We start from the raw sequence: 23,022 nt of genomic DNA on the forward strand, positions 1-23,022 counted from the left end.
TCTGCGGCTACGCCACCGTCACCGCGGCCCTATTGGGGGGCGGGCTGTGACCGTGCGCGGTGGGGGAGCAGCGCGTAGACCCAGCAGCCCAGGCAGAAGCCCAGCGCTGATTCCAGGAAGGCGCAGAGCGCCAGGATTGAGGCCACAACCGTTGCCGCCGGGACCGTGGGCGCCACCGGGCTGAGCCAAAGCAAGACCGCCGTGACGACGGAGAATCCCAAGCCGAGGCGGGCGGCGAAAACCTTGGGCGCGGCATCGACGGGCTTGCGCGGCGCGTGGAAAGCGGATCCCAAACCCCGCGCCAACGTGGCCAGCGGGCTGTACTTGGGCTCGGCGAACGCGCGGACCGCGAAGTCTGTGGCCAACAGGGAGGCCACCAGCGCCGGGATCCACGCCGGAACCAGCCAGGCCAGCGCCACCGTGGCGACGGCCAAGACAAATGTCAGCCCGGCCACGATCCGGGCGGTCGTGTTGTCGCGTTGCTCCCCGGAGATGGGGCACGAGAAATCGATCGGCATGGCGTCCTCCCACTGTCACGCGCGAGCCTAACCCGCCCCCGCAGGCGGGCGGGGCCAGTGTTAAGGCCCGATGCCTGGTCAACCCCGACCGCCAACGCCGCCAACGCCGGCGCCGCCGCCACCACCGCCGATGCCGTCCCCTCCGCCCGCCAGACACCGCACGTCGAGCGCCCGCCCAGCGGGAAACAAGCGGGATCGGCGGAACAGATCCACTGCGGTTAGGCGGCAGCGCGGGCTGGTGAAGCGGGAAAGAGGTGGGATCAGCGCAAGAAATCGACGGCGCGATTCCGTCAGCCCGCGCGGCTATGGCAGGCTTGTCCTAGCGGAAAACACGGCGGGCGCCGGCGCGGCCCCGCGTGGCCCGTCGGCCCGCTTTCAAGGCGATCAATGAGGAGGCGCGCGGATGGCGCAGGAGACCCCAGTCGGGGGATTTCAAGTGGTGGTTGTCGGGTCGGCGAACGTCGACCTGGAGGTGCGGGTGCCGAAGTGGCCGGACCCGGGCGAATCGGTCGTGGCCACCTCCTCGGAGCGGTTCCCCGGCGGCAAGGGCGCCAACCAGGCGGTGGCGGCCGCCAAGGCGGGCGGCGTGCCGACCGCGCTGATCAGCGCTTGGGGCGCGGACACGGATGCGGGGCTGCTGAGGGACTTCTTGCGGGGCGCGGGCGTGGACACCAAGGCGGTGCGCACGGTTGACTGCCCCACCGGCATGGCCCTGGTGATGGTGGACCCAGACGGGACCAACGTGATCGCGGTGGTGGCCGGGGCGAACGGGCGAGTCGAATTGGACGACAAGGACGTGCAGCTCATCGCCAAGAGCCGCGTGGTCCTGGCCCAATTGGAAGTGCCGGTGCCGACCGTCGCCAAAGCCGCCCAGGCGGCCAAGGAGGCGGGGGTGATCTTTGTCCTCAACGCGGCCCCGTCCGCGGCCTTGCCCGCCGACTTGCTGAAGAACGTGGACGTCCTGGTCGTCAGTCAGCACGGCGCGAGGGAGATCGCCGCCCAGCACTTCGGCATGTATCCCTCGGATGACGCCTCCCTGCTGCACGCGCTCCAACGACTGGTCCCCTCAATTGTGATGACGCGGGGAGCGGAGGGATTGGTCGTGGCCCAGGCGGGCCAGGACACCGAATTCGTGCGCGCGTTGCCTGTCGAACCAGTGGATCACACGGGCGCTGGCGACACCTTCAACGGGGTCCTCGCGGCGCGCCTGTCAGACGGCGCCGCGTTGGGGGAGGCGGCGCGGGCCGCCACGGCCGCCGCCTCGATCGCGCTCAGCCGTCCCGGCGCGGGTCCGTCAATCCCGAACGCGCGCGAAGTGGCGTTGGCGCTGGCGACCGGCCACGTGCCGCCCGCAAGCTGAGACTGCTCGACCGAAGGCCCCGCTGCGGTCCCCACCGCAGGACCGGCGCGGGCCGCCGGGCGCCGGGGACCGCGTGCTGAGCGCCGGGAACCCTCGGCAGAGTCCGGCAGGCGGATAATCCCGCCCACCAAGCGGACACGCTTAGCACTCGGCTTGACCGAGTGCTAATGCGGTCATAAAGTAGTTGTGCTTGGCCATCTGGCCAGGCAGCCCGCACGGGAACCCAGGTCGTGACACCGCGACGGCACGGGCTTGGAACCCACGGGCAGTCCATCCGTAGTGAAACTCCTAGATCGCGAAAGGGAGGTCCGCAGTGTCGGTCTCCATCCAACCGCTCGAAGACCGGATCGTCGTGACGCCAATTGAGGCGGCCGCGCAGACGGCTTCCGGTCTCTACCTACCTGACACAGCCAAAGAAAAGCCCCAAGAGGGCGAAGTTGTCGCCGTCGGCCCCGGCCGGATTGACGACAACGGCAATCGCGTCCCGTTGGACGTGGCTGTCGGCGACAAAGTCATCTACTCGAAGTATGGCGGCACCGAAGTCACGTTCGGGGACGTGGATTACCTGATCCTGTCCGCTCGGGACATTTTGGCGAAGGTCGTCTGACCGGTCCGAGCAACCAACGCTAAAGCCCCTGTCGGGGCCAGAATCATCTGGCCTGGACAGGGGCTTTGTGTTATTCCGGGCGCCCGCCCAAGGCGGCGCGGTCGGCTTGATCCTCGACGTAACCCCTGCGGCAGGCGACAAGGCCGCCCACCAGGCCGAGCGGCATGGTGGACATCAGGAGGACCAACGGCCAAAGCCACCCGCCGGTGGACGCGTAAAGCTGACCAAACACGAAGGTGGCGGCCGCAGCCACGACGTAGGCGATGGCTTGGCCGAATCCGGACACCGCCAGGAGGGTCTGCGAACTGCGCGTCCTCAGGTTCATGAGGGTCAGCGCGCAGGCGTAGTTGCCGTCGCCCAGTCGGGTCAGAACCACCCACCACCAAATGCCGTCCAGCGGGGCCAGCGCGAACCCGAGCAGGCCGCCGGTCCAACACAGGAACATGACCACAATCGCGATTTGGGGATGGCGCAGGCGCACCGTCAGCGCCGGCGCCAGGAGGGCGGGCACCAGCGACCCGGCGGTGAACGCGCTCAGCACCAGGGCGGCCTGGGGTTGGCTGGCGCCCGCGTCCGCCACGATCTGGGGGACCCAGCCGATCAGCGCGTACGCGGCCGCCGAATTGCAGGTCAGCAGGCCGGTAATGCCCCAAAACAAGCTTGAGCGGACCAGTTTGACCGGCTGGGGCGGGGCCGTGGCGGGTTTCGGCTGGCCGCGCAGGCGCCGCCGGCGGTTGAGCCGGTACGGCTGGATCAGCCAAGGCAGCGCCGCCAGCCCGGCCCCGGCGGCCCAGACGCCCACCGCCCACCGCCAGCCCAGGAGGTCCGCCAGCGGCACCGCGAACGTTGGCGGAATGGCTTGGCCCAACACCAGGAACACCGTCGATGCCGTCGTCATCAGCCCGATTCGATCCGGAAAGTAGCGCTTGATCAGCGGCGGGACGCCAACGTTGGCGGTGCCGAGCCCCGCCATTATCAGTCCGGTGGTGATCAGGAAAACGACCTCGTCGCTGGTGACCGCCCTGGCCACCGTGGCGGCGGCCGCCACGCCCATGCCGCCCGCCAGAACCCGCTCAAGGCCCCACCGGCGGCCGAGGAGCGGCGCCAGCGCGCCGAAGGCGGCGAACATCAGCGGCGGCGCGGTGGCGATCAGGCTTTCGGTGGTGGGGCTGAGCGCCATGTCCGCTCTGATGAGGGCCAGCATTGGCGCGACGGTGGTGACGGCGGCGCGAAGGTTCAGCCCCAGGATGACGAGCCCGGCGAGGACCGTCAGGCGGCCCCGCCAGATTGACCGCGTCGAGGCGGCAGGTGTTGACATTGGATTTCGTGGCAAAGGTGGTTCCGTGTGGATGACCAATAAAGGCTACCTCTGCCCCCCGGACCGGCCCGTCTGGGGGGCCGGTCCGTCCAAGTTTCGGAGCGGGCCGCGTCAGGCGGCCGAGTATGGGGCCACCACGACCTCGACCCGTTGGAACTCCTTCAGGTCGACGTAGCCGGTGGAGGCCATGGCGCGCTTCAGCGCGCCAATGAAATTGGCGGAGCCGTCGGCCGTGCCGGACGGCCCGTACAGGATCTGCTCCATGGTGCCGACGGTGCCGACCTGGACGCGCGAACCGCGCGGGAGGCGGGAGTGGTGCGCCTCCGGGCCCCAGTGCCAGCCCCGGCCGGGGGCTTCGGTGGCCCGCGCCAAAGCGGCGCCCAGCATGACGGCATCGGCGCCGCAGGCGATGGCTTTGACCACGTCGCCGGAGCGGCCCACGGCGCCGTCCGCGATCACGTGGACGTAGCGCCCTCCCGATTCGTCTAGGTAGTCCCGCCGGGCGGCCGCCACGTCCGCGATCGCGGTCGCCATGGGTGCGTGGATGCCCAGGGTGACGCGGGTGGTGTGGGCCGCGCCGCCGCCAAAGCCGACCAGAATCCCGGCGGCGCCCGTCCGCATGAGGTGCAGCGCGGCCGTGTAGGTCGCCGCGCCGCCCACTATCACCGGCACGTCCAGTTCGTAGATGAAGCGCTTGAGGTTGAGCGGCTCCGAGTCAGAGGAGACGTGTTCGGCGGAAACCGTGGTGCCCCGGATGACGAAGAGGTCAACGCCCGCGTCCACCACGGTGCGCCAAAGGTCCCGCGTCCGTTGCGGCGACAGCGCCCCGGCCACGGTCACCCCCGCCGCGCGAATCTCCTCTAGACGCTCTGTGATCAGGTCCGGCTTGATGGGCTCTTGGTAGATCTGCTGGAGGCGGGGGGTGGCTTCCGCCTCGGGCAGGGCGGCGATCTCCTCGAGCAGCGGCATGGGGTCTTGGTACCGGGTCCAGACTCCCTCCAGGTCCAGCACGCCCAGGCCGCCCAACCGGCCGAGTTGGACGCAAGTGGCCGGCGACATGACCGAATCCATCGGCGCGGCCACGATCGGAGTCTCGAAATGGTACGCGTCGATCTGCCAGGTGACCGAGATGTCCTCCGGTCCGCGGGTGCGCCGCGCCGGCACCACCGCCACGTCGTCCAGTGAATACGCCTCGCGTCCGCGCTTGCCGCGGCCGATTTCGATCTCGTTGCTCACGGGGGTAAAGCCTAGCCGCCGGTGCCGTGTGGCCGGCTTTGGCGGTCGCGTCGGCGATTGGCACACCGGTCGTCTTGGCCCGCCCGCGCCTGTCGGCGCAACGCTGTCAGAGGCGAGTGGGAGAGTTGTCGCATGAGGGATTTGGTTGGATTCGACACGGAGACCACAGGCGTCAGGACGGGGCAGGATCGGATTGTGACCGCGGCGTTGGTGACCCGCGCGGCGGGCGCGCCCGAACAGGCGGTCACCTGGTTGATCGACCCGGGGGTGGAGATTCCGCCCCAGGCCACCGCCGTTCACGGTATAACTACTGCCAAGGCCCGCGCGGAGGGGCGCCAGCCTGGGGAGGCCCTTGAGGAGATCGCCGGCCAATTGGTCCAGGCCCTGATGGGAGGCCTGGCGGTGTTGGCCTTCAACGCCTCGTATGACCTGCGCATTCTTGACGCCGAATTGGCCCGGCACGGATTGGCGGGCCTGGGGGAGCGGTTGGGCGGGGAGATCGCGCCGGTGATCGATCCATTGGTGATCGACCGGGGCGTGGATCGCTACCGCAAAGGCAAACGCAAACTGGGAGACCTGATGGCGGTGTACGGCGTCCAGCCCAGCCCCAACCTGCATGACGCGCTTGAAGACGTGCGTCAGTCGATCGCGGTCTTTGACGCGATCGAGGCGCGCCATTCGCAGGTCGCGGCCATGGAATCTGCGGCTTTACACGCGTGGCAGCAAAACGCCCACCGCGAGTGGGCGGCCCATTTCAACGGGTGGCTGTCCTCACGGGGCCGGCCGGCGGATGTGGACCTGGATTGGCCGTAAGGGTGGCGACGGCGGCGAATTGGCCAATGCCGGGCCCGTGCGGGGAATCCCATTTTTGCGCTCCAGCGGGGCTGCTCGCAGCGGCGCGCGCTGAGCACTACTAACATGGCAGGACAGCAGTTTCCAGATTCCGGAACGGTGGGGGAAGAAATGTCAAGAATCCGGCGCGCCTCAGCCGCAATTGTGGTCGCGGTCCTCGCAATAGCGGTCACGTTGGTGGTTGACACCAAAGAAGCGGAGGCGGCTGCGACCCTCCCCTTCAGACAGGCCTTCAGCGCCAACGCCAACGGCACCGTCCTAACCATCGGGAACACCCTTATGACCTGCTCTCCGACGGTTAACAATTGCACCAACGCATTGGGCGGCGGCGCGTATGACAACAACTACTTCTGGATGCGACTGTTGGACGCGGACCAAGATCCGTCCACTTTCAATTCTTCGATGTCCACGTTGGCTTTGCCGGACGGGGCCCAAGTGCTGTGGGCCCGGCTGTATTGGGGGGCCAGGCTGGACGCCGGCGCCTCGGGCTCCGGCACTGCGGGCGACGCCTCAAAGGCGGCCCAGGTCGCTTTCAAGGCGCCGGGCGCTTCCGCCTATCAGACTCTGACGGGCACGCAACTCGCGCAGAACGGGGGACAGCAGAACGCCTACCAGTCGTTTGTGGATGTGACCAACCTGGTGAGGGACGCCGGGAACGGCGACTACTGGGCTGGAAACGTGCAAGCCGGGTCCGGGACCGACCGCTACGCCGGTTGGGCACTGACAATCGCCTACACCGCCCCCGGCCTGCCCCTGCGCAACCTGACCGTGTTCGAGGGCTTCAACACCGTGGGCTCTGGCTACCCCCAGAACATTGACGTGAGCGGGTTCACCGCGCCGCTGAACGGCCCCGTGGACGCGCAGTTGTCAATGGTGGTGTATGAGGGCGACCTGTCCCAGACCGGCGACTACGCCCTGCTCAACTCCAGCCAGTTGGCGACCGCCGTGTCGCCCGGCACCAACTTCTTCGACTCCATCAACTCCCTCAACGGCGCGTCCGTCACCACGCGCACGCCCGCGGACAGGAACATGCTGGGGTTCGACATCAAGAACTTGGGCGCTTCCGGGATCATTCCGAACGGCGCGACCTCGGCCCGGTTCAGCTTCTCATCCGCCGGGGACGTCTACTATCCCGGTGTTCTGGCCCTGGCCATCAACCTGTACGCGCCGGACTTCACCACGTCCACCAAGACGGCGGTCAACCTCACCAGCGCGGACGTCGCCAAGCCCGGAGACGTCATCCAATACGTGTTGACCTATAACAACACCGGCCAAGACCCCGCGGCCGGCTCGCGCGCGTGCGACCCGCTGCCCGCGGGCCTTGATTACGTGCCGGGCTCCATGACGCTGTTGACCACGCCGGATCCGGCGGTCGCGCCCACGTTGCCGCTGGCCATGCCGGACAACGGCGCCAGCTTCGGCAGCTACGCCGCCGGTAAGGTCTGCGTCAATCTGGGGCGGGGCGCCACGCCGACCGCCGGAGGCACCATTGAGGTCGGGGACTCCACGTCCTTCCAGTTCCAGGGCAAGGTCTCCGATTCGGCTGGCGGCACCACTCTGCGGAACATTGCGCACCTGGACTATCAGACCGGCACCACCCATGTGGCCGCCCAGTACGACACGCCGCCGGTTCTTACCCCGGTGGCCCTCAAAGCGGATGTGCGTATTCAAAAGTCGTTGGCCCCGAGCGAAGCCGTCGCGGGACAGGGCGGGCAGACCACGCTGGTCGTCACCAACGCCGGGCCAAACCAGGCGACTGGCGTGGTGGTGACCGATCCGCTGCCCGCCGACTACACCGCCACCAGCGTGACCTGGGTCACGGCGCCGGTGTCCTCCCCGGCGCAATCCGGCACCTGCCCCGTTCCGGCGGCCGGCGCTCCGGTCGTCTGCCCCCTGCCGGACTTGGCGCGCGGAGACCAGGCCCAGGTGCTGATAGCCGGGGCGACGGCATCGTCCTCGGTGGCTACAACGCTGTCCAACGTGGCGTCCGTGGCGACCACCTCGTTCGACCCGGACCTGTCCAACAACGTCGACACGGCCTCGATTCCCATGACCCACCAGGCGGACCTGAAGATTGAGAAGACACCCGCCACGGCCACGGTGACGCCGGGTGAAAAGATCAGCTGGACGTTGACCGTGACCAACCAGTGCAACCACGCGACCAGCACAAACCCGGGCGGCTGCCTCTCGGACGCGGTGGGCGTGGTCATCTCCGACACGGCGCCGGACCCGGCGAAGCTGGTTTTGACGAAGGCGACCGGCGCCGGCGCGAGCGGAACCACCCAAGTCGCGGTGACCTGCCCGGCCACGCTGCCGTCCCCCTCGACCTTCCAGTGCCAGGTGGCCGGCGACGGCCGCTTGCGGCCCGGCCAAACGGCCGTGATCACCGTCGAGGGCTACGTCATGGGCAACCTGACCGGAGGAACGGTCCAGAACCAGGCGGGCGTGACTTCCGACACGTTCGACCCGGTCCAAAGCGACAACACCGCTACCGCGGTGGTGACGCCGGGCCAGCCCGTGGCGGACATTCAACTGAAGAAGAGCGGCCCGGCCACCGTCATGGCCGGCGGGCGCTACAACTACACCATCACCGCCCAGAACTTCGGGCCCTCTGACGCTTCGGCGGTGACCGTCGCGGACGCCCTCGCCGGGACCGGCCTGGTGGCGGACGGCTCGACCTTCGCCACCTCGGACCGGGGCACCTGCGCGGTCGCAGCGGGCACGGTCAGCTGCGACCTGGGCTCGCTGCCGGGTCCCAGCGCGCCGGGCAGTGCGGATGGCGGCGCCATCGCGACCATCACCATCACCGGCGTCTTGGTGCCGGCGAACTCCAACGCGACCTCCCTGACCAACACCGCCGCGATCACCTGTGCGGGGCAGGCGTGCCCCGCGCCGCCCGGGCCCACCCCGCACCCCGACTCGCCCTCCGTCACCAGCGACGTTCAGACTTCGGCCGACCTGTCGGTGACCAAAGTGGGCTCCACAGCGGCGGATCCGCCGCCGAACAGCCAGGTCACGTACACCATCACGGTCAAGAACAACGGGCCGTCCGACTCGCGGGGCGCCTGGCTGATGGACTCGGTGCCGGCAGGCTTGACCCTCTCGGCGCTCAACGTGACGACCGGCGGCGGAACCTGCAACGAGGTGTTGGGGACCTGCGACCTGGGCACCGTTCCGGCGGGCGCGACGCGCGTGATCACGGCCGTGGGCACCGTGAGCCCAGTCGGTCTGACGGAGAACGAGCAGACTGTCGAGGTGGGGTCGTTGTGGACAGACGATCCTGATACGGGCAACAACGAGGCGATCTGGAAGCACTCGCCGAACCCGCAGGCCGACCTGGCGCTTGAGAAGTCCACGCCCCCGCCCGGTTTCAGGGCCGGGGTGGCGCATGAATACCAGTTGGTTGTCACGAACAACGGGCCTGACGCCTCCGGGACCATAACCATCACCGACACCCTCCCGGACGGCGTGACTGCGGGGGCTTTTGACGCGTCGGTGCCCTGCACCGCCAGCGCCGACAAGAAGACTGTCACCTGCCTGCGGGCCGCCTCCCTGCAGGTCGGTCAGTCCTGGGGCTTCTTGTTCCCCGTCAACGTGGACCCCGGCCTGGAGCGGGGCACCCCGATCTTCAACACGGCCACCGTCGAGTCCCCATTGGACGACCCGAGCCTGGCGAACAACACGGCTTGGACCTTGGACCTGGTCCACAGCGAAGCGAATGTCAACGTGGAGTACTCCATCCTGTATCCGGGGCCGGGGTCCGACCCGTGCGCCAGCCCGACCGGCACGGCGCCCGCCTACACCGGGGCCGGCTCGCTCAGGTGCGCGCAGATCCGGGTTGGGAACACCGGTCCGTCCACGGCGCGCGACGTGCAGATTCGTTCTGATGTGGCCGTTTCGGCCATTCCCGACCAGACCTCGTTCCCCGATTGGTGCACGGCGGTCAACCAGGAGTTGGTCTGCAACCTGGCCGCCTTCACCGGCGACAACGAACTGCGTCCGGGCATGTCCTTGTCCTTCAAGTTCCCGTTCACAATCGCCCCGAACACGCCCGCCGGAACCTACGTCGACTGCGGCCACTCCGCGACCTGCGCGGGCGGCCCAGGCGGCTGGGCGACCGTGGCGACTTCGACCTATGAGACGGACTTCTCCGACAACCTGGACACCGCGCCGTTGGAGATCGGCGCGCCGCAGACCAACCTGCAGATGGCCAAGACCGCCCTCACCACAATCCCGAACCCGAACGGGGACGGCCACGACTCATACGTGGCTGGGGAGAAGTTCGGGTACCGGATTGACTTGTCGGTGCCCGCCCGCCTGGACACGGGTTACGGCCTGAGCATCCCCGCCGCAGACGCCTCAGACGTCCAATTGACAGACACGGTCCCCGCCGGTTTCCTGATCACCCAGGTCAACACCTCCCAAGGGACCTGCGATCCGATCACCACGCCGGTGGCCTCCGTCAGTTGCTCCCTTGGAACCGTCAAGGCCTCCACCGACGCGGCCAACACGCAGGTGATCTCCGTCTACGTCTACGGAACGGTCCCAGTCGGCGCGACAGCCGAGATCATCCCCGACGGCGGAGCGGTCAACATCGCGCTGGCCACGTCGCCCACGCCGGGCCCCGGAGGCGCGCCCACCAGCGTCACGGCCACGGCGGCCACGGACGTGGTCGAATTGGGCGACCTGGCCGTCAGCAAGCTCGCCGACGTCCCGGTTTCCTATGCGGGCGCGTCCGTCGGCTACACCGTGACCACCATCAACAACGGCCCGTCCAACGCGCCCGATGCCGTGTTGTTCGACACGCTGCCACTGGGGCTGACGCTCGACCCGGCCAACTCGCCGGGCTGCGCCTTGGAGCGCACGGAGTCTGACGGCCGACAGGTCGTCAAATGCGAACTAGGGGACATCGCGGTCAGCGCGTCGGTCAACACCCGGATAGTCGCGACCTCAGACCCGAGGGACTTGCGGCCCTATTGGTGCCCGGGCAAAGACGGGGTGAACGGGCAGCGTTGCGACTCCGTTGTGTTGCCGCCAGCGGACTTGGGCGACGAATACCCGCGTGATCTCCTCAACCAGGTCGAGGTGACGTCAGCGGCCGTCGACACCAAGACGGCCAACAACCGGGCGAGCGTCACCACCCAATTGCGGGCGTTGGCGGACATCGCCATCACGGCGGGCGTCAGCACCGACACGCCGTCCGCCGGCTCGGAGCTGACCTACTCGCTGACGGGGGTCAACAACGGGCCCTCGGCGCTGGACAACCCGGTCGTGGTGTCCGTGTTCCCCAAGGGCTTCCAAGTTCTCGCGGTCGACGAGTCCTACATGGACTGCACCACATCCCATGTGGGCGAAGGCCTGGAGGCGGTGTACACCGTGACCTGCGTGGGCTGGAAGGTGACGCCCATCCGGGACTCGTTCCAGCCGGGAATCAACGTGCCGGGCACCGTCACGGTGCTGGTGCCGCCCGGCATTCCGGCCGGCGCCTACGACGCGACGGCGCAGGCCTATTCGCGCAGCCCGGTGCGTTGCACCGACCCGACCGATCCGCCTGCGGGCGCCGGCACCTGCGAGTCCGACTATTCGAACAACCAGGTGACGGTGACGGTCAACGTGGTCCAGGTGGCGGACACATCGATTGAGAAGCGCCTGGTGGCGCCAATTCCAATCCAGGCGGGGGCGGAGGTCACCTACGAGTTGACCGTGGCCAACGCCGGCCCCTCGGTGGCAAACAATGTCACCATCTCCGACACGGTGCCTGAAGGCTTGACGTACATTTCCGGTTCCTTCGGCTCAGGCGGGACCTGCCCCGCACCCGAGTTCAAGGACGACCAGACCGTGGCCAACTGCGGACTCGGCGCCCTCGCGCCCCAGCAGAGCATTGTTGCAACGCTGGTCTTCCGGGTTGACGACGGCTTCACCGGCGAGGTTTGCAACGCCGCCATGGTCGGGTCTGGGGCGCTTGACAATCAGATCGGCAACAACACCTCGACCGCGTGCTCAACGCCCGCGCCGCAGACTGACGTGGGGGTCGAGTTGACGGCGGACACGCCGCAGGTGGCGGTCGGATCGGCTGGGCGGCTCACGGCGGTGGTGACCAACCACGGGCCGGCGGCCGCGCCCGCCACCCAGGTCGTGTTCACCCTGCCCGCCGGGTTGGCTGACGCGCAAGTCGTGGCGGCCAGCGCCTCCGGCGGCGGACCGCTGCCGGGCTGCACCTCGTCCGGGCAGGTTTTCACCTGCGTGATCGGCGAACTCGCGGTCGGCGGCACCGTCACCTACACCATCACGGGAACCGCGACGGGAGCGCCCGGCGACTCGCTGGCGGTTCAGGCGGCGGTCACCCACGACTTGGTCGACACCGACCCGGGCAACGACACGTCACAGGCTTCCCTGTCGCTGACAGCGGAGCCGAGCCCGTCGCCGACTGAGCCGTCGCCCGGTCCGACCGGGGCCACTCCGGCCCCGACCGCTTCGGGACACGCGGCGAGTCCCAGCCCGTCGGGAGGCGGCTCAAGCGAATTGCCGTTCAGCGGCAGCCACGCCCCGGTCCTCGGAGTCGCGGCCGCACTGGTCGTCCTTCTCGGGTCGGCGCTGGTCGCCCGGAGCCACCGACGCCTGAGCCGCTGAGCCGCGGGCACGCAAGCAAATCGGGGGGAGAGAGGCCCTCAATGCTGGTAGTAGTTGGGGGCCTCCACCACCATTTGGATGTCGTGCGGATGTGATTCCTTGAGCCCCGCCGGGGTGATGCGCACGAATCGGCCTCGTTCCTGCAATTCGGGAATGGTCCGGACGCCGACGTAGAACATGGACTGCTGGAGCCCGCCCACCAACTGGTGGGCGACCGCCGCCAAGGGGCCGCGATACGGGACCTGGCCCTCAATGCCCTCGGGTATGAGCGCGTCATCAGACTCCACGTCGGCTTGGAAGTACCGGTCCTTGGAGTAGGACTTCTTGCCGCGCGAGGCCATGGCCCCGAGCGAGCCCATGCCGCGGTAGCGCTTGAACTGCTTGCCCTGGACGAAGACCAATTCGCCGGGCGATTCGTCGCAGCCGCCCAGCAGCGATCCGAGCATGACCGTGCCGGCCCCGGCCACGAGGGCTTTGGCGATGTCGCCCGAATACTGCAGGCCGCCGTCGGCTATGACGGGGACGCCGGCCGGGCGGCAGGCTTTGGCCGCCTCGTGGATGGCCGTGATCTGGGGAACGCCCACGCCCGCGACAACCCTGGTGGTGCAGATCGAGCCGGGGCCAATGCCGACCTTGACCCCGTCCACCCCCGCGTCGATCAGCGCTTGCGCCCCCGCTTGGGTGGCCACGTTGCCGCCCACAATGTCCACGCCGGCCGCGGCCTGGTCGGCCTTCAGCTTCGCCACGATCTCCAGCAACGCGCTCGTGTGGCCGTGGGCCGTGTCCACGACCAGCATGTCCACTCCCGCTTCGATCAGAGCCCAGGCCCGGTCCAGGGCGTCGCCGAAAAAGCCCATGGCGGCCCCAACCCGCAGCCGGCCCTCGGCGTCTTTGGCGGCGTTCGGGTATTGCTCGGTCTTGACGAAGTCTTTGACCGTGATCAGGCCGCGCAGCCGGCCGGCCGAGTCGACGATCGGCAGCTTCTCAACCCGGTGCTTGGCCAAAAGGCGAGCGGCCTCCTCGCCGGACACGCCCACCGGGGCTGTCACGAGCGGCATCGGCGTCATGGCGTCGCGGACTTTGAGCCTGGGGTAGTCGGAGCGGGGGACAAAGCGAAGGTCGCGGTTGGTGATGATGCCGAGTAGGACGCGGTCGGGGCTGATCACGGGGAGGCCGGAGACGCGGTACTGGCCGCACAACTCGTCTAGCTCCGCCAGCGTGGCGTCCGGCCCAACCGTCAGCGGGTCGGTCACCATGCCGGATTCGGACCGTTTGACCCGGTCGACCTGGCTGGCCTGGTCGGCTATCGACAGGTTGCGGTGGATCACCCCGATCCCGCCTTGGCGGGCCATGGCGATGGCCATCCGGGACTCGGTGACCGTGTCCATGGCGGAAGACACGAGCGGCACCGCCAACTCGATGTTCCGCGACACGCGCGTGCTCGTGTCCACCTCGGAGGGGATGACGTCGGATTGCTGTGGGACCAGCAGCACGTCGTCAAAGGTCAGGCCGACAAAGGCAAAGGGATCGGATTCGTCGCGCTCAGCGCCGGGGACACCAGTCACATCCACCCGACCAGCATAGCCAGGAGCTCTTGGCGGCCGATGCCGTCCGGTCGCCCCACGCCGCCAGTTTCGCCGTCGGCGTGCCTCGGTTGGACGCCGATTTGGGCTGTGGTTTCTGGAGAGGTATAGTTTGCGGTGCAAACCAAACGGATAGGGGACGTGATGGGCGAACCGCCATTCGGCGCCGCTGGCGACGGTGAAGAGTCGGCCGGGCAGCCGGGCGCGGCGGGCGCCGTGCCCGGCGGCCAGACCTCGGCGGCGGCACCGGGGTCCGGCGGCCTGACTCCGGCGGAGGCGCTGGCGGTGTTGGACGAATCGGCCTACCGCGCCCGGCGGGCCTTCGCCGTTGACGACCGGTTGCTCTACGGGGCCTGGGGCTTGGCCTGGTTTGGCGGCTTTGGCGCATTGTGGCTGGCCACTCTGGGCGGACGGGAGGACGCCTGGCCACCTGTCTGGGCCGTGATCCTGTTCGGCTGCTTGATTGCGCTCGCCATCGCGGTGAGCGTGTTCCACTCCGCGACCCGGCAGGCCGAGATCCGGGGTGGCCGCCGTTGGTCTTCTGCGGCCTGGGGATGGGCATGGGCGGTCGCGTTCGGCGGCGGGATGACCGGGTTCGGAACGCTGGTTGACCAGATCGGCTCGGTGACGGCCGTCATGGCCCTGTACAACTTGTTGGCGGGGTTGATTGTCGGATGCCTGTACATGGGCGCGGGTTCGGTCCTTGGCGATAGGGCCATGTTCACCATTGGGCTGGTGCTGGTGTTGGTGTCAGCCGCGGGCGCGCTGGCGGCCGTCGCACGCGGGCTGCCGCTGGCGTACCTGGTCATGGCGGTGGGCGCCGGCGGCGCGCTCGGGGCGGGCGCGCTGATGGCGCAGTTCCGCGTGGCGCGCGAACGGCGCCAAGCAGGAGGCCGCCAAGGAGAAGGGCGCCCAGCGGTAATACTCCGCTCAAGTGGGCACCAAGGGGAAGGGCGCGGTGGTGGCGGCGCCTGACCTTGACCCGGTGATCCACGCCGCTTCGCGTCTGCGATTGGTAGCAATCCTGGCGGCGCTGGCACCGGCAGAGGCGATTTCTTTCGGCAAGCTGCTGAGGATCGCCGAAATGACCCAGGGCAACCTGTCCACCCACCTGACGAAGCTGGAGGCGGCCGGTTACGTCCGCATCGACAAGACCTTCGAGGGCAAGCGGCCGGCCACCTATCTGCAACTGACGCCAACCGGGCGCTTGGCTTTCGAGCGTTACCGGGAAAACCTGCAACAACTAATACGGGGAAGCGAATGAACGAGCACGCAATTGAGATCGCCGGCGCGGTGAAAACCTACCGCAAGGGGGCGCCGCCAGCGCTGAACGGACTGGACCTCGAAGTCCGCCGGGGCGAGATTTTCGGGTTCCTGGGACCGAACGGCGCGGGCAAGACCACGGCGATGCGGGTGGTCATGGGGTTGGCCGCCTTGGACGCCGGCCGCGTCTCCGTGTTGGGCTTGGCCCCCGGTTCGCAGGCGGCGCTCGCCCGGACGGGCGCGTTGATCGAGACCCCGGCGCTGTACCCCGCCGCGAGCGGCCTGGGCCACCTGCGGGCTGTGGCGCGGTGGAGCGGGGCGGGCCCGGAGCGGGCAAGTGAGGCGCTGGACCTGGTGGGCTTGACGAGCGCGGGCTCCAAGAAGACCAAGGACTACTCGTTGGGGATGAAACAACGGTTGGGGGTGGCGACGGCCCTGCTGAAGGATCCGGAGTTGCTGGTGTTGGACGAACCCGCCAACGGTCTGGACCCGCAAGGCATGAGCGACATGCGGGAGTTGCTGGCCCAGCTGCGGCAGGCCGGACGGACAGTGCTGCTGTCCTCGCACCTGCTGGGGGAGGTCGAACGAATCTCCGACCGGGTCGGCGTGATCGTGGACGGCCGCATGATCCGCACGGCGTCCCCCCGCGAGCTGCGCGACGAGGCGATCACCAAGGTGTTGATCGACGCGAGGCCGCTTGATGAGGCGGCGCGGGCTGTGCGGGAGTCGGGGCTGGTGCCGCCGGGCGCCATCGCCATCGGGGGTGGCGGCCAACTGGATGGTTCGTTTGACCGGCCAGCCGGGGCAAACGGCTGGTCCGGCATGGAACCGGCCGCCCTCTCGGCGAATAGTGCGGCCGGCTTGTCCTCCGGCGCGAGCGCCGGATCCGGGGAGGCGCTTCACGCCCCCGCCGGCTCGAGGCTGGTGGTGGGGTTGGGCGAACCGGGTCCGCGCGGACTGGTAGGGGAGGCCCTGGTGCCGGAGTTGGTCGGCTGCCTGGTTCGTGGTGGCCTGATGGTCTACGGGGTTGAGTTGGACCGGCCGGACTTGGCCGAGGCGTTCCTGGCGTTGACCCGAGCGGCGGGCGAAGCCCGAGCCGACGGGCCGCCCGGCAGCCCAAAGAAGCAACCGAGCCGCAGGGCGGAACGCCTCGCGGGCGGGGAGGCGACGGCATGAGCGCCCCCGACTTGACCCCCGACGGCTGTTCGACGGGCACCTCCGAGGCGACCGCAGGCTCTGCCGCCTCCGCCACGCCCACATTCGCGCCTGCCACCGCACCTCCTGCCGCGGCTTCAGCGCGCGCGCCGGAGCGGATGGGTTTCCCCTGGCGGGCGGCTTGGTCGCAGTTGGCCGGGCAGCGGTCGTTGTGGTGGATCCTGGTCGCTTGGGTGGCTGAAACGATCGGCTTCGGCGTGGTCCTGAACCATGTGATGTACCAGAACCTGGCCAACGGATCGTTCGGCGTTCAGGCCGACTCGGCGCAAGTCGAGGCGTTCCGGGATTCGCTTCTGCCCCAAAACCTCGCCTCTTTCGGGGCGGGCGCGGTGCCGTTCTACGGCGCTGCCATGGCGCTGGTGATCGGCGCGTTGGTGGTCGGGAACGAATACCGGCACGGCACTGTGCGCGTCCTGTACACCCAGGGGCCGGGTCGGCTGGCCGTGATCGGCTCCCAGTTGGTCGCGCTGGCGGCTTTCCTGGGCATCATGACGGTGGCGACCTACGCGGCCGACTACATCGGCCTGGTCGGCGCGGCCGAGGTGCGCGACTGGCCGGTTGGCGCGCCGCAGGCCGGGCCGCTGCTGGTCGCCATGGGGTCCACGTGGCTGATGACTCTGGCCTACGGTCTGGTCGGCGCCGCGCTTGCGGTGGCGACGCGCGGCACACTCTGGTCCCTGACGATCGGCTTGCTGTGGATTCTGGGCGTGGACACGCTGCTGATCGCCATCGCCAAGGCGGTCCCCTGGCTGACCGGCCCCGGGCAGGCGCTGATCGGCGCCGCAACCTCCAACCTGGCTGTCGCCAACGGCTCTTACCCGTGGTGGCCCGCAGTTCTTTCGACCGAGGTGACCGCGGCCGAGGGCTGGATCGCTGCGGGGGTCCTGGCGGCCTGGTCAACTGCGGCGGTCGCCGCCGCCCTGTTCCTGGTCAAGCGTCGCGACATCGGCCCGTGACCGCGCCCTGGCGTCCCGAACTCCCCGCAACGGCGCGGCCCCCCGGACTCGCTCGTCGCGGAACGGTCCGGACAGCCCCTCCCCACGCGCTGGCCGGTGGTCCCTCAGCCTTTCGGCACCACCAACTTGCAGGGCGTGGCCTGGTCGAACGGGCACTCGAAATGGAGCCATTCGGCGTCCGTTGACCGCTCGACCGGGCTGGTGGAGACTTCGGCGTCCCAGCCGTGCGCGGCCAGCCTTGCCACCACCTCAGCGAGGGTCATTTCGGCAATGCCGTCCATCAACTGCCCGAGGCTTGTCTGGTCCGGAAGGATCGTCAGCGTCAGCGGATTCCAGCCTGCTTCGATTCCCCAGGTCTCGCCGTTGAAGGTCGGTTCGATCGCCGCGAGTTCGGCTAGGAGGGCTCCGCGGTCGGTGCCCGAGCCCGCGACGACCGGCAGTTCCGCCGTCGCCGGGGCCTGGGCCCCGGCGGGTTGGGCGGTGGCGGCGAACATCTTCGAGTGCAACGTTTCCACCGGCTCGACCGGCTCGGCCAGAACTGAGATGCCGGGCTCCGCCAGCGACAGGCCGCACTGTTCAACCCCGCATTGCCTCAGGCCAACGCTGGCGCCGTCGTGGACGGTGACCAGGAAGAACGGTTCGAAGCCCTCCTGCGTCATCCGGTCCGTGAGTTCGCCGGGCCCGCCGAGCGAAATGGCAAAGAAGCCTTCGGTCGGCTGCTCGGACCAGGCGGCGTCCACGTCCTGGGCGGTCGGCTCCAGCCTAAGGCCCATGGCGAGCGGGAACCCGCTCGAGGGGCTGAGTTGGTAGGCACCCGTCTCTGCTGGCGCGAAACGGAAGGTTTGGGCGATGTCGGGGACCACGGCATCGTCCGCTGGGAACCAAATCCGGAAGGCGGCCCATCCACCCTCCGGCAGCGGCAGCGCAAACGTGGCGCTGGGGCCGTACGCGGCGGTTGGTGCGGTGTCGACGGCCACGACCTCGGCAACCAGGGCGGCGGCGTCCGCAGACGGCGCGGCCGTTGACGGGGCGGTGGGCGCGCCGCTTAGACGGGACGATTGGCTGGAGGCCAGGACGGCGGCGCCGCCGATTGCCACCACGGCCGCCGCCCCCACCGCCACGGGCATCCACAGCGCGCGCGGCCGCGTCCGGCGCCCATCCGGAGCGGCGGCCGTGCGCAAGCGCCGGAGGAACGGTCGAGTTCCAACGCGATCCGGCGGCTCAGTTCGGTGGCCCGTCCGATGGCTCGCCACTCGTGGGCCAGAACGTTGCGGGCGGTGACGAAAAGCCAGCCCGCGCTGGGCGGCGGGTCCAAGCCGCGGCGGGTGCGTTCCCACGCGATCCGAAACACCTCGGCGGCCACGTCCTCGGCCTGGTCAACGCCGCCCAGGCGGCGACGCGCGTACGCCACCAAACGGGCGTGGTGGTCGCGGTACAGGGCGGCGAATTCTCGAACCGCCTGCGGGTCGCTCGCCGAACCCGCGTCGCCCGATGCCGTCCGCCCGCCCCCCGCTCCAGCGGCCGGTTGGGCGGCGGTGCGGTAACGCTGGATGACTTCCTCCACGAAGGGTTAATTCCCGGTCAGGCCCCAAACGTTACAGTCCGCCGAACGGGACTGGGGGCGCTACGTGAAGCTGATTTTGACGTCCGGCGTGCGGGTGCGTTTCAGCTCGAAGAAGTCCGGGTGGGAGGCGAGGAGTTGGCAGCCGTCCCAGACCCGGCCGGCGTCCGCGCCTTGGGGGGCGCGGGACAGGACCGGGCCGAAGAATGCCGGGCCGCCTTCCAGCGCGATCACGGGCGAACCCACGTCAGAGCCGACCAGTCCCATGGCTGCCTCGTGATCCGCCAAGATGACCTGATCCCAACTGGTGTCCTGGGACGCTTCGACGGCGGGCTTCTCCTCGAAGCCGAGGGTGCGCGCGGTCTGCGCGACCAACTCGGAGTTGGCGACCGCCCCGTCAATGAACAGGCCGTTGCCCAGCAGCTGGTAGGCCTGCTCCATCACGGCGTCGCCCTGCTCTTGGCGGACGAAGGCCAAGAACCTCTCCAAGTTGAGCGAGGCGCGATGGCCGTCAGCGTGGGGCCAATCGCCGCGTCCTTGGTTGAGGTAGTACAGGGACAGCAATCGCGGCGTGATCTGAATTCCGCGCACCTCCCGCACCTGGGTCAGCCATTGATAGGTCACATAGGTCCACGGGCAAATCGGGTCGAACCAAAACTGGGCTGTTTTCACGTTGGAATGGTAACCGAGCCGGGCCTGCCTGGCCCAGATGCCGGGCTAGACGCTCGCGCTTTGGCCTGGGCGGCCAGACGGCGCCGAGACGCCTACGGCTTGGCGGCTGTGCCGCCGCCGGGGTCGCAGAGGCCGCCCTCGACCACGGTTTGGGCGGCCGTGATCGCGAAGTCCTTGACCTTGCCGCCTTCGGCGTGGACGCCAACGCACCAGGAGCGAGGGCCCTCAAAGTCGGACGAGGCCTGAAGCTCGACCCCCTCCGACCGGGGCACAACGATTTCCCTCTCGCCCGTGGAGCTGCGGACGGTGAGGATGTAGCCCTCGGTGCCCTGGTCGAACTCGATTGTCCCCCGGCCCTCGTCCCGCAGGCCGACCGCCTCGCTGGCGACCTCTTTGCCAATGCCCTGTAGGTCCCATTGAGCGTCGGAATCCGCCGTCTTGGCCCGCTGGCTCAAGAACAGCGGGATTGCGATGGCCGCGAGGATGACGAACGGCAGCACCAGGGCACCCACCACGATCCCGACGATCAGCCCGGTCCTCTTCTTGGCCGGCGGGCCCGGGACTAGCGGGGGCGGCGCCGGATGGTGAGAAGCAGCACCGGGGTAGTAGCGGCCGTCGGCCGCCAGGTAATGTCCGGGCGGGGGCGGGCTGAACGGGTTCGGAACGGGCGCTTGCTGGCTCACCGGATCCTCCTCGAAAGCGACTGGGGGAAGGTCGTTTGGCTGGACAAGCCCATCGACCGCGGTCAAGAAGGCGTCAGGCAGCCGCTCCGCGGTCGGCAGAACCGGGGATCGCCTAAACGCGGATCAGGCGGGCGCCTGCGGCCACGAACCGGTTGGCTGTCGAGGTCGACAGCTCGTGTCCGGTGATCAGCATTTCGAAGTCCTGCACCTCGGCGAACTTGACGAAGCTGGCCACGGAGAACTTGTGATGGGCGCCAATGAAGATTCGCCGTGTCGCGGCTTTCAGGGCTGTCTCTTTGACGGCGGCCACAGCGGGGTCCGGCGTGGTCAGCCCACGTTCGATCGAGACGCCGTTGGCGCCGAGGATGGCCAGGTCGATCGTCAGTTTGGCCAGCATTTCCGCCGGCCAGTGGTCCGCCACCGCCAGAGTGGCCGCGCGAAGCCGACCGCCCAGGATAACCACCTGCACGTTTGGCCGTGCGGCCAGGGCGGTCGCAACCGGCAACGACGCGGTGACAACCGTCAGCGGCCGGTCGGAAGGCAGACGATGCGCGACCAACTCCGTTTGGTAGCCCTCGTCGAGGTATATGGTTTGCGCTGGGCCGAGACGGCCGATCACAGCGTTCGCGATCCGCTGTTTCTCCTCCGGATTGATGCTGCGCCGGACCCCCAGGGCGATCTCGAAGCCGCCACTCTCAACCGCGTACGCGCGGCCGTAGGCTCGCCGGATCAGGCCCTGGGACTCAAGCAGTCGGAGATCACGCCTGATCGTCTCGGCAGACACGTGCATGATTGGCGGAATCCGGGACACGTCGATTCGTCCCTGCGAGCGGATGAGGGACAGCAACTCTGATCGCCGAGTGCTCGGTCCGGGACTCGGGCCGTCTGCGGGCTGGGTCATGGGTGGGGTCGCTTCCTTGTTGGAGGAGTCGTCATGGTCAGTGTTTGATGTGGTGTCGCCATCGAATGGCTTGGGCTGCTCTTGAGGCGGGACAGCGGGTCTTGGCGCCGCCGAGTGCCCTAAGGCGTGGCCTCCCAAACGGCTCACCAGACCGACCGCATCCTGGCCGTGGGGATCGAGATCGTGGTGGTTGTCCAACAGAGTCGCGTACTTCGCCGGTGATCGCAATGGTACGCCCGCGACCCCGAACTCCTGGCCACTTCTGCGGTCGGTCTGGTGTCCTAACCGCCGGCTCGTGCCCGGCGGAACCGTGAGGTGAGCGCGGAAGGCGGATGGCCGCTCACCCCGTCAGCAAATTCAGGTGTTTGCCACCGCCTTCCTCGGTTCGGCGGGCGACTTGGCGATCGCGCCGTCTTCCGAAGTGGGACTGGCGGGTGTCCGTCTTGACGGAGCGGGCCGCTGACGGCGCAGCTTGGCGGTTCTGCGCCGTCGGATGATCAACACGGTCAGCAACGCGATCAGGAGAACGGCAATGGACACGGTCACCCAGGGGAAAGCCATGATGCTGGTCTTCTTCTCAACAGGCGGAGAGTCTCCCACGTCCTCGCGGGGTGCCGGATCCACCACCCCTCGCAGATCGAGTCGGCCCAAGGCGACCATGGCGGCGGTGTCCATTGGATAGTCGAGCGACTGTCCGGGCAACAACTCGGGGACCTGGACGGCGGTGGTGCGCCTGGTTTGCCAGCCGAGCCAATCGGCGCTTTCGAGATACGCCTCGCCCGCAAGCCGGACATTGCCCGTATTGGTGACCCGCAGGACGGTTCGAACGCTTCCCCAAACGTCGAGTATGTCCGCATCGAAATGGGGATCGAGCAACTCGGCGCTCAGCGCGGGGCGCAGGGGACCCGCGACGCGGACGTAGAACCGCATGCCAACGCGTTGCTCAAGGCCGATTGTGGTGGTCGCGGCCGTCTTGTTCTCAGCGGGAAGCGACGCGACCAGGCCAGCCGCGTGGTCGCCGGGCTCAGCGTCAGGCGGGACCCGGAACCAGAACGAAAGATTGATTCGAGATCGAGCGGGAATCGTAACCCGCTTGGCGCTCAACTCGAACCAGGCGCCAGCCCCCGTCGGTGTTTCCGATTTCGGCTGAATGTCGAAGCCGCCGTTCGGTGTCATGACCGCGTCACGCGCGTAGATGTCGAGTTCGATTTCTTTGGTGCTGTAGTTGGCGACGGCCAGATAGTCCATGACCCCGTCGCCCGGATTCATTTCGTATTCGAACACGCCGCGATCGGTTGGCCCATCCGGCGTGGACGGCGCGACTCCCCAAGTCAGACGCTCGCTCTGGCGTTGGCCGGGGCTGAGGGGCGAAGGTTCGGGTGAGGGGGTGGCGGGCAGCGGACCCGGCTGAACAGCGGCGATGCCGGCCGGCGCGAGAACCAGCGCAGGCACGGCCAGCGTTATGACGGCCGCGAAGGTCGCGGCGCATCGGATGAATAGACGTTTCGTCCTCGGGAGTTGCACGAGTTGTCCCTTTCGACGTTTGGTGGGTGAGGGGCGGGGCCCGTTGTGGTGGGTTGCCCGCCCCTCGGTTGTGTTGGGTTTACAGGACTGAGAATGTGATGAGGGCTTGGTAGATGCCGGCCGCGATGGTGGTCGGTGCTTGG

Annotated in this window: 19 protein-coding genes; 9 read left to right on the forward strand and 10 right to left on the reverse strand. The window is 68.6% G+C overall.

What is annotated here, in order from left to right; genetic code table 11:
- Positions 1–29 precede the first annotated feature (29 nt).
- Positions 30–518, reverse strand: coding sequence for a DUF4395 domain-containing protein (locus tag LBC97_14270; protein MDR2567194.1), 489 nt, complete (start codon positions 516–518; stop codon positions 30–32).
- 57 nt (positions 519–575) lie between these two features.
- Between LBC97_14270 and LBC97_14275 the strand changes: the two genes are divergently transcribed.
- The 3 genes from LBC97_14275 to groES all read left to right on the forward strand — a co-directional run bounded on the left by LBC97_14275 (position 576) and on the right by groES (position 2,485).
- Positions 576–740, forward strand: a complete 165-nt coding sequence (locus tag LBC97_14275; GenBank protein MDR2567195.1) for a hypothetical protein — start codon at positions 576–578, stop codon at positions 738–740.
- A gap of 181 nt (positions 741–921) precedes the next feature.
- Entirely contained in the window at positions 922–1,878 is a 957-nt protein-coding gene (locus LBC97_14280; protein MDR2567196.1) for a PfkB family carbohydrate kinase, read from the forward strand.
- A gap of 313 nt (positions 1,879–2,191) precedes the next feature.
- Entirely contained in the window at positions 2,192–2,485 is a 294-nt protein-coding gene (gene groES / locus LBC97_14285) for a co-chaperone GroES (protein ID MDR2567197.1), read from the forward strand.
- A 70-nt stretch (positions 2,486–2,555) separates the two neighbouring features.
- On the opposite strand, the gene LBC97_14290 is transcribed toward groES, so the two are convergent.
- The gene (locus LBC97_14290; protein MDR2567198.1) at positions 2,556–3,803 is read right to left on the reverse strand and encodes an MFS transporter; all 1,248 of its coding nucleotides are present in this window, start codon (positions 3,801–3,803) and stop codon (positions 2,556–2,558) included.
- A 111-nt stretch (positions 3,804–3,914) separates the two neighbouring features.
- Positions 3,915–5,039: a GuaB3 family IMP dehydrogenase-related protein gene (locus LBC97_14295; protein ID MDR2567199.1), complete on the reverse strand. Its 1,125-nt coding sequence runs from the start codon at positions 5,037–5,039 to the stop codon at positions 3,915–3,917.
- 132 nt (positions 5,040–5,171) lie between these two features.
- Here LBC97_14295 and LBC97_14300 point away from each other — a divergent pair, with 132 nt between their 5' ends.
- Together LBC97_14300 and LBC97_14305 are read left to right on the forward strand one after the other, a co-directional pair.
- A complete protein-coding gene (locus LBC97_14300) occupies positions 5,172–5,852 on the forward strand; it encodes a DNA polymerase III subunit epsilon (protein ID MDR2567200.1) in 681 nt (226 codons plus the stop codon).
- 150 nt (positions 5,853–6,002) lie between these two features.
- On the forward strand, positions 6,003–12,521 hold the full coding sequence (locus LBC97_14305; GenBank protein ID MDR2567201.1) for a DUF11 domain-containing protein: 6,519 nt from the start codon (positions 6,003–6,005) through the stop codon (positions 12,519–12,521).
- A 38-nt stretch (positions 12,522–12,559) separates the two neighbouring features.
- Here the strand turns inward: LBC97_14305 and guaB are convergent, their stop codons facing one another.
- Positions 12,560–14,092, reverse strand: coding sequence for an IMP dehydrogenase (gene guaB, locus LBC97_14310; GenBank protein MDR2567202.1), 1,533 nt, complete (start codon positions 14,090–14,092; stop codon positions 12,560–12,562).
- Positions 14,093–14,248: 156 nt separating this feature from the next.
- Here guaB and LBC97_14315 point away from each other — a divergent pair, with 156 nt between their 5' ends.
- Genes LBC97_14315 through LBC97_14330 form a run of 4 tightly spaced genes read left to right on the forward strand, consistent with a single transcriptional unit; the run spans position 14,249 to position 17,538 of the window.
- Positions 14,249–15,079, forward strand: coding sequence for a hypothetical protein (locus LBC97_14315; GenBank protein MDR2567203.1), 831 nt, complete (start codon positions 14,249–14,251; stop codon positions 15,077–15,079).
- Positions 15,039–15,368 (forward strand): transcriptional regulator, encoded by a 330-nt coding sequence (locus tag LBC97_14320; protein ID MDR2567204.1) that lies wholly within the window; start codon positions 15,039–15,041, stop codon positions 15,366–15,368. Before LBC97_14315 ends, LBC97_14320 begins: the two co-directional genes overlap by 41 nt.
- Positions 15,365–16,543: an ATP-binding cassette domain-containing protein gene (locus LBC97_14325; protein ID MDR2567205.1), complete on the forward strand. Its 1,179-nt coding sequence runs from the start codon at positions 15,365–15,367 to the stop codon at positions 16,541–16,543. Before LBC97_14320 ends, LBC97_14325 begins: the two co-directional genes overlap by 4 nt.
- Positions 16,540–17,538, forward strand: a complete 999-nt coding sequence (locus LBC97_14330; GenBank protein MDR2567206.1) for a hypothetical protein — start codon at positions 16,540–16,542, stop codon at positions 17,536–17,538. Before LBC97_14325 ends, LBC97_14330 begins: the two co-directional genes overlap by 4 nt.
- Positions 17,539–17,642: 104 nt before the next feature.
- Here LBC97_14330 and LBC97_14335 read toward each other — a convergent pair whose 3' ends face one another.
- The 6 genes from LBC97_14335 to LBC97_14360 all read right to left on the reverse strand — a co-directional run bounded on the left by LBC97_14335 (position 17,643) and on the right by LBC97_14360 (position 22,879).
- The gene (locus tag LBC97_14335; GenBank protein MDR2567207.1) at positions 17,643–18,659 is read right to left on the reverse strand and encodes a hypothetical protein; all 1,017 of its coding nucleotides are present in this window, start codon (positions 18,657–18,659) and stop codon (positions 17,643–17,645) included.
- Positions 18,584–19,102, reverse strand: a complete 519-nt coding sequence (locus tag LBC97_14340; GenBank protein ID MDR2567208.1) for a hypothetical protein — start codon at positions 19,100–19,102, stop codon at positions 18,584–18,586. Before LBC97_14340 ends, LBC97_14335 begins: the two co-directional genes overlap by 76 nt.
- Before the next feature lie 60 nt (positions 19,103–19,162).
- A complete protein-coding gene (locus tag LBC97_14345; protein ID MDR2567209.1) occupies positions 19,163–19,771 on the reverse strand; it encodes a hypothetical protein in 609 nt (202 codons plus the stop codon).
- A gap of 92 nt (positions 19,772–19,863) precedes the next feature.
- The gene (locus LBC97_14350) at positions 19,864–20,454 is read right to left on the reverse strand and encodes a hypothetical protein (GenBank protein MDR2567210.1); all 591 of its coding nucleotides are present in this window, start codon (positions 20,452–20,454) and stop codon (positions 19,864–19,866) included.
- A 112-nt stretch (positions 20,455–20,566) separates the two neighbouring features.
- Positions 20,567–21,355: a DeoR/GlpR family DNA-binding transcription regulator gene (locus LBC97_14355; GenBank protein ID MDR2567211.1), complete on the reverse strand. Its 789-nt coding sequence runs from the start codon at positions 21,353–21,355 to the stop codon at positions 20,567–20,569.
- Between the two features lie 357 nt (positions 21,356–21,712).
- Positions 21,713–22,879: a DUF916 domain-containing protein gene (locus LBC97_14360; GenBank protein ID MDR2567212.1), complete on the reverse strand. Its 1,167-nt coding sequence runs from the start codon at positions 22,877–22,879 to the stop codon at positions 21,713–21,715.
- Between the last annotated feature and the right edge of the window lie 143 nt (positions 22,880–23,022).

Source organism: Bifidobacteriaceae bacterium, from assembly GCA_031281585.1.
Classification (GTDB): domain Bacteria; phylum Actinomycetota; class Actinomycetes; order Actinomycetales; family WQXJ01; genus JAIRTF01.

What these genes read in the sequence shown, in the direction of transcription:
- LBC97_14270 (MDR2567194.1), bottom strand. Translation starts at nt 518, where the DNA reads ATGCCGATCGATTTCTCGTGCCCCATCTCCGGGGAGCAACGCGACAAC.
- LBC97_14280 (MDR2567196.1), top strand. Translation starts at nt 922, where the DNA reads ATGGCGCAGGAGACCCCAGTCGGGGGATTTCAAGTGGTGGTTGTCGGG.
- LBC97_14290 (MDR2567198.1), bottom strand. Translation starts at nt 3,803, where the DNA reads ATGTCAACACCTGCCGCCTCGACGCGGTCAATCTGGCGGGGCCGCCTG.
- LBC97_14300 (MDR2567200.1), top strand. Translation starts at nt 5,172, where the DNA reads ATGAGGGATTTGGTTGGATTCGACACGGAGACCACAGGCGTCAGGACG.
- LBC97_14305 (MDR2567201.1), top strand. Translation starts at nt 6,003, where the DNA reads ATGTCAAGAATCCGGCGCGCCTCAGCCGCAATTGTGGTCGCGGTCCTC.
- LBC97_14315 (MDR2567203.1), top strand. Translation starts at nt 14,249, where the DNA reads ATGGGCGAACCGCCATTCGGCGCCGCTGGCGACGGTGAAGAGTCGGCC.
- LBC97_14325 (MDR2567205.1), top strand. Translation starts at nt 15,365, where the DNA reads ATGAACGAGCACGCAATTGAGATCGCCGGCGCGGTGAAAACCTACCGC.
- LBC97_14330 (MDR2567206.1), top strand. Translation starts at nt 16,540, where the DNA reads ATGAGCGCCCCCGACTTGACCCCCGACGGCTGTTCGACGGGCACCTCC.
- LBC97_14355 (MDR2567211.1), bottom strand. Translation starts at nt 21,355, where the DNA reads ATGACCCAGCCCGCAGACGGCCCGAGTCCCGGACCGAGCACTCGGCGA.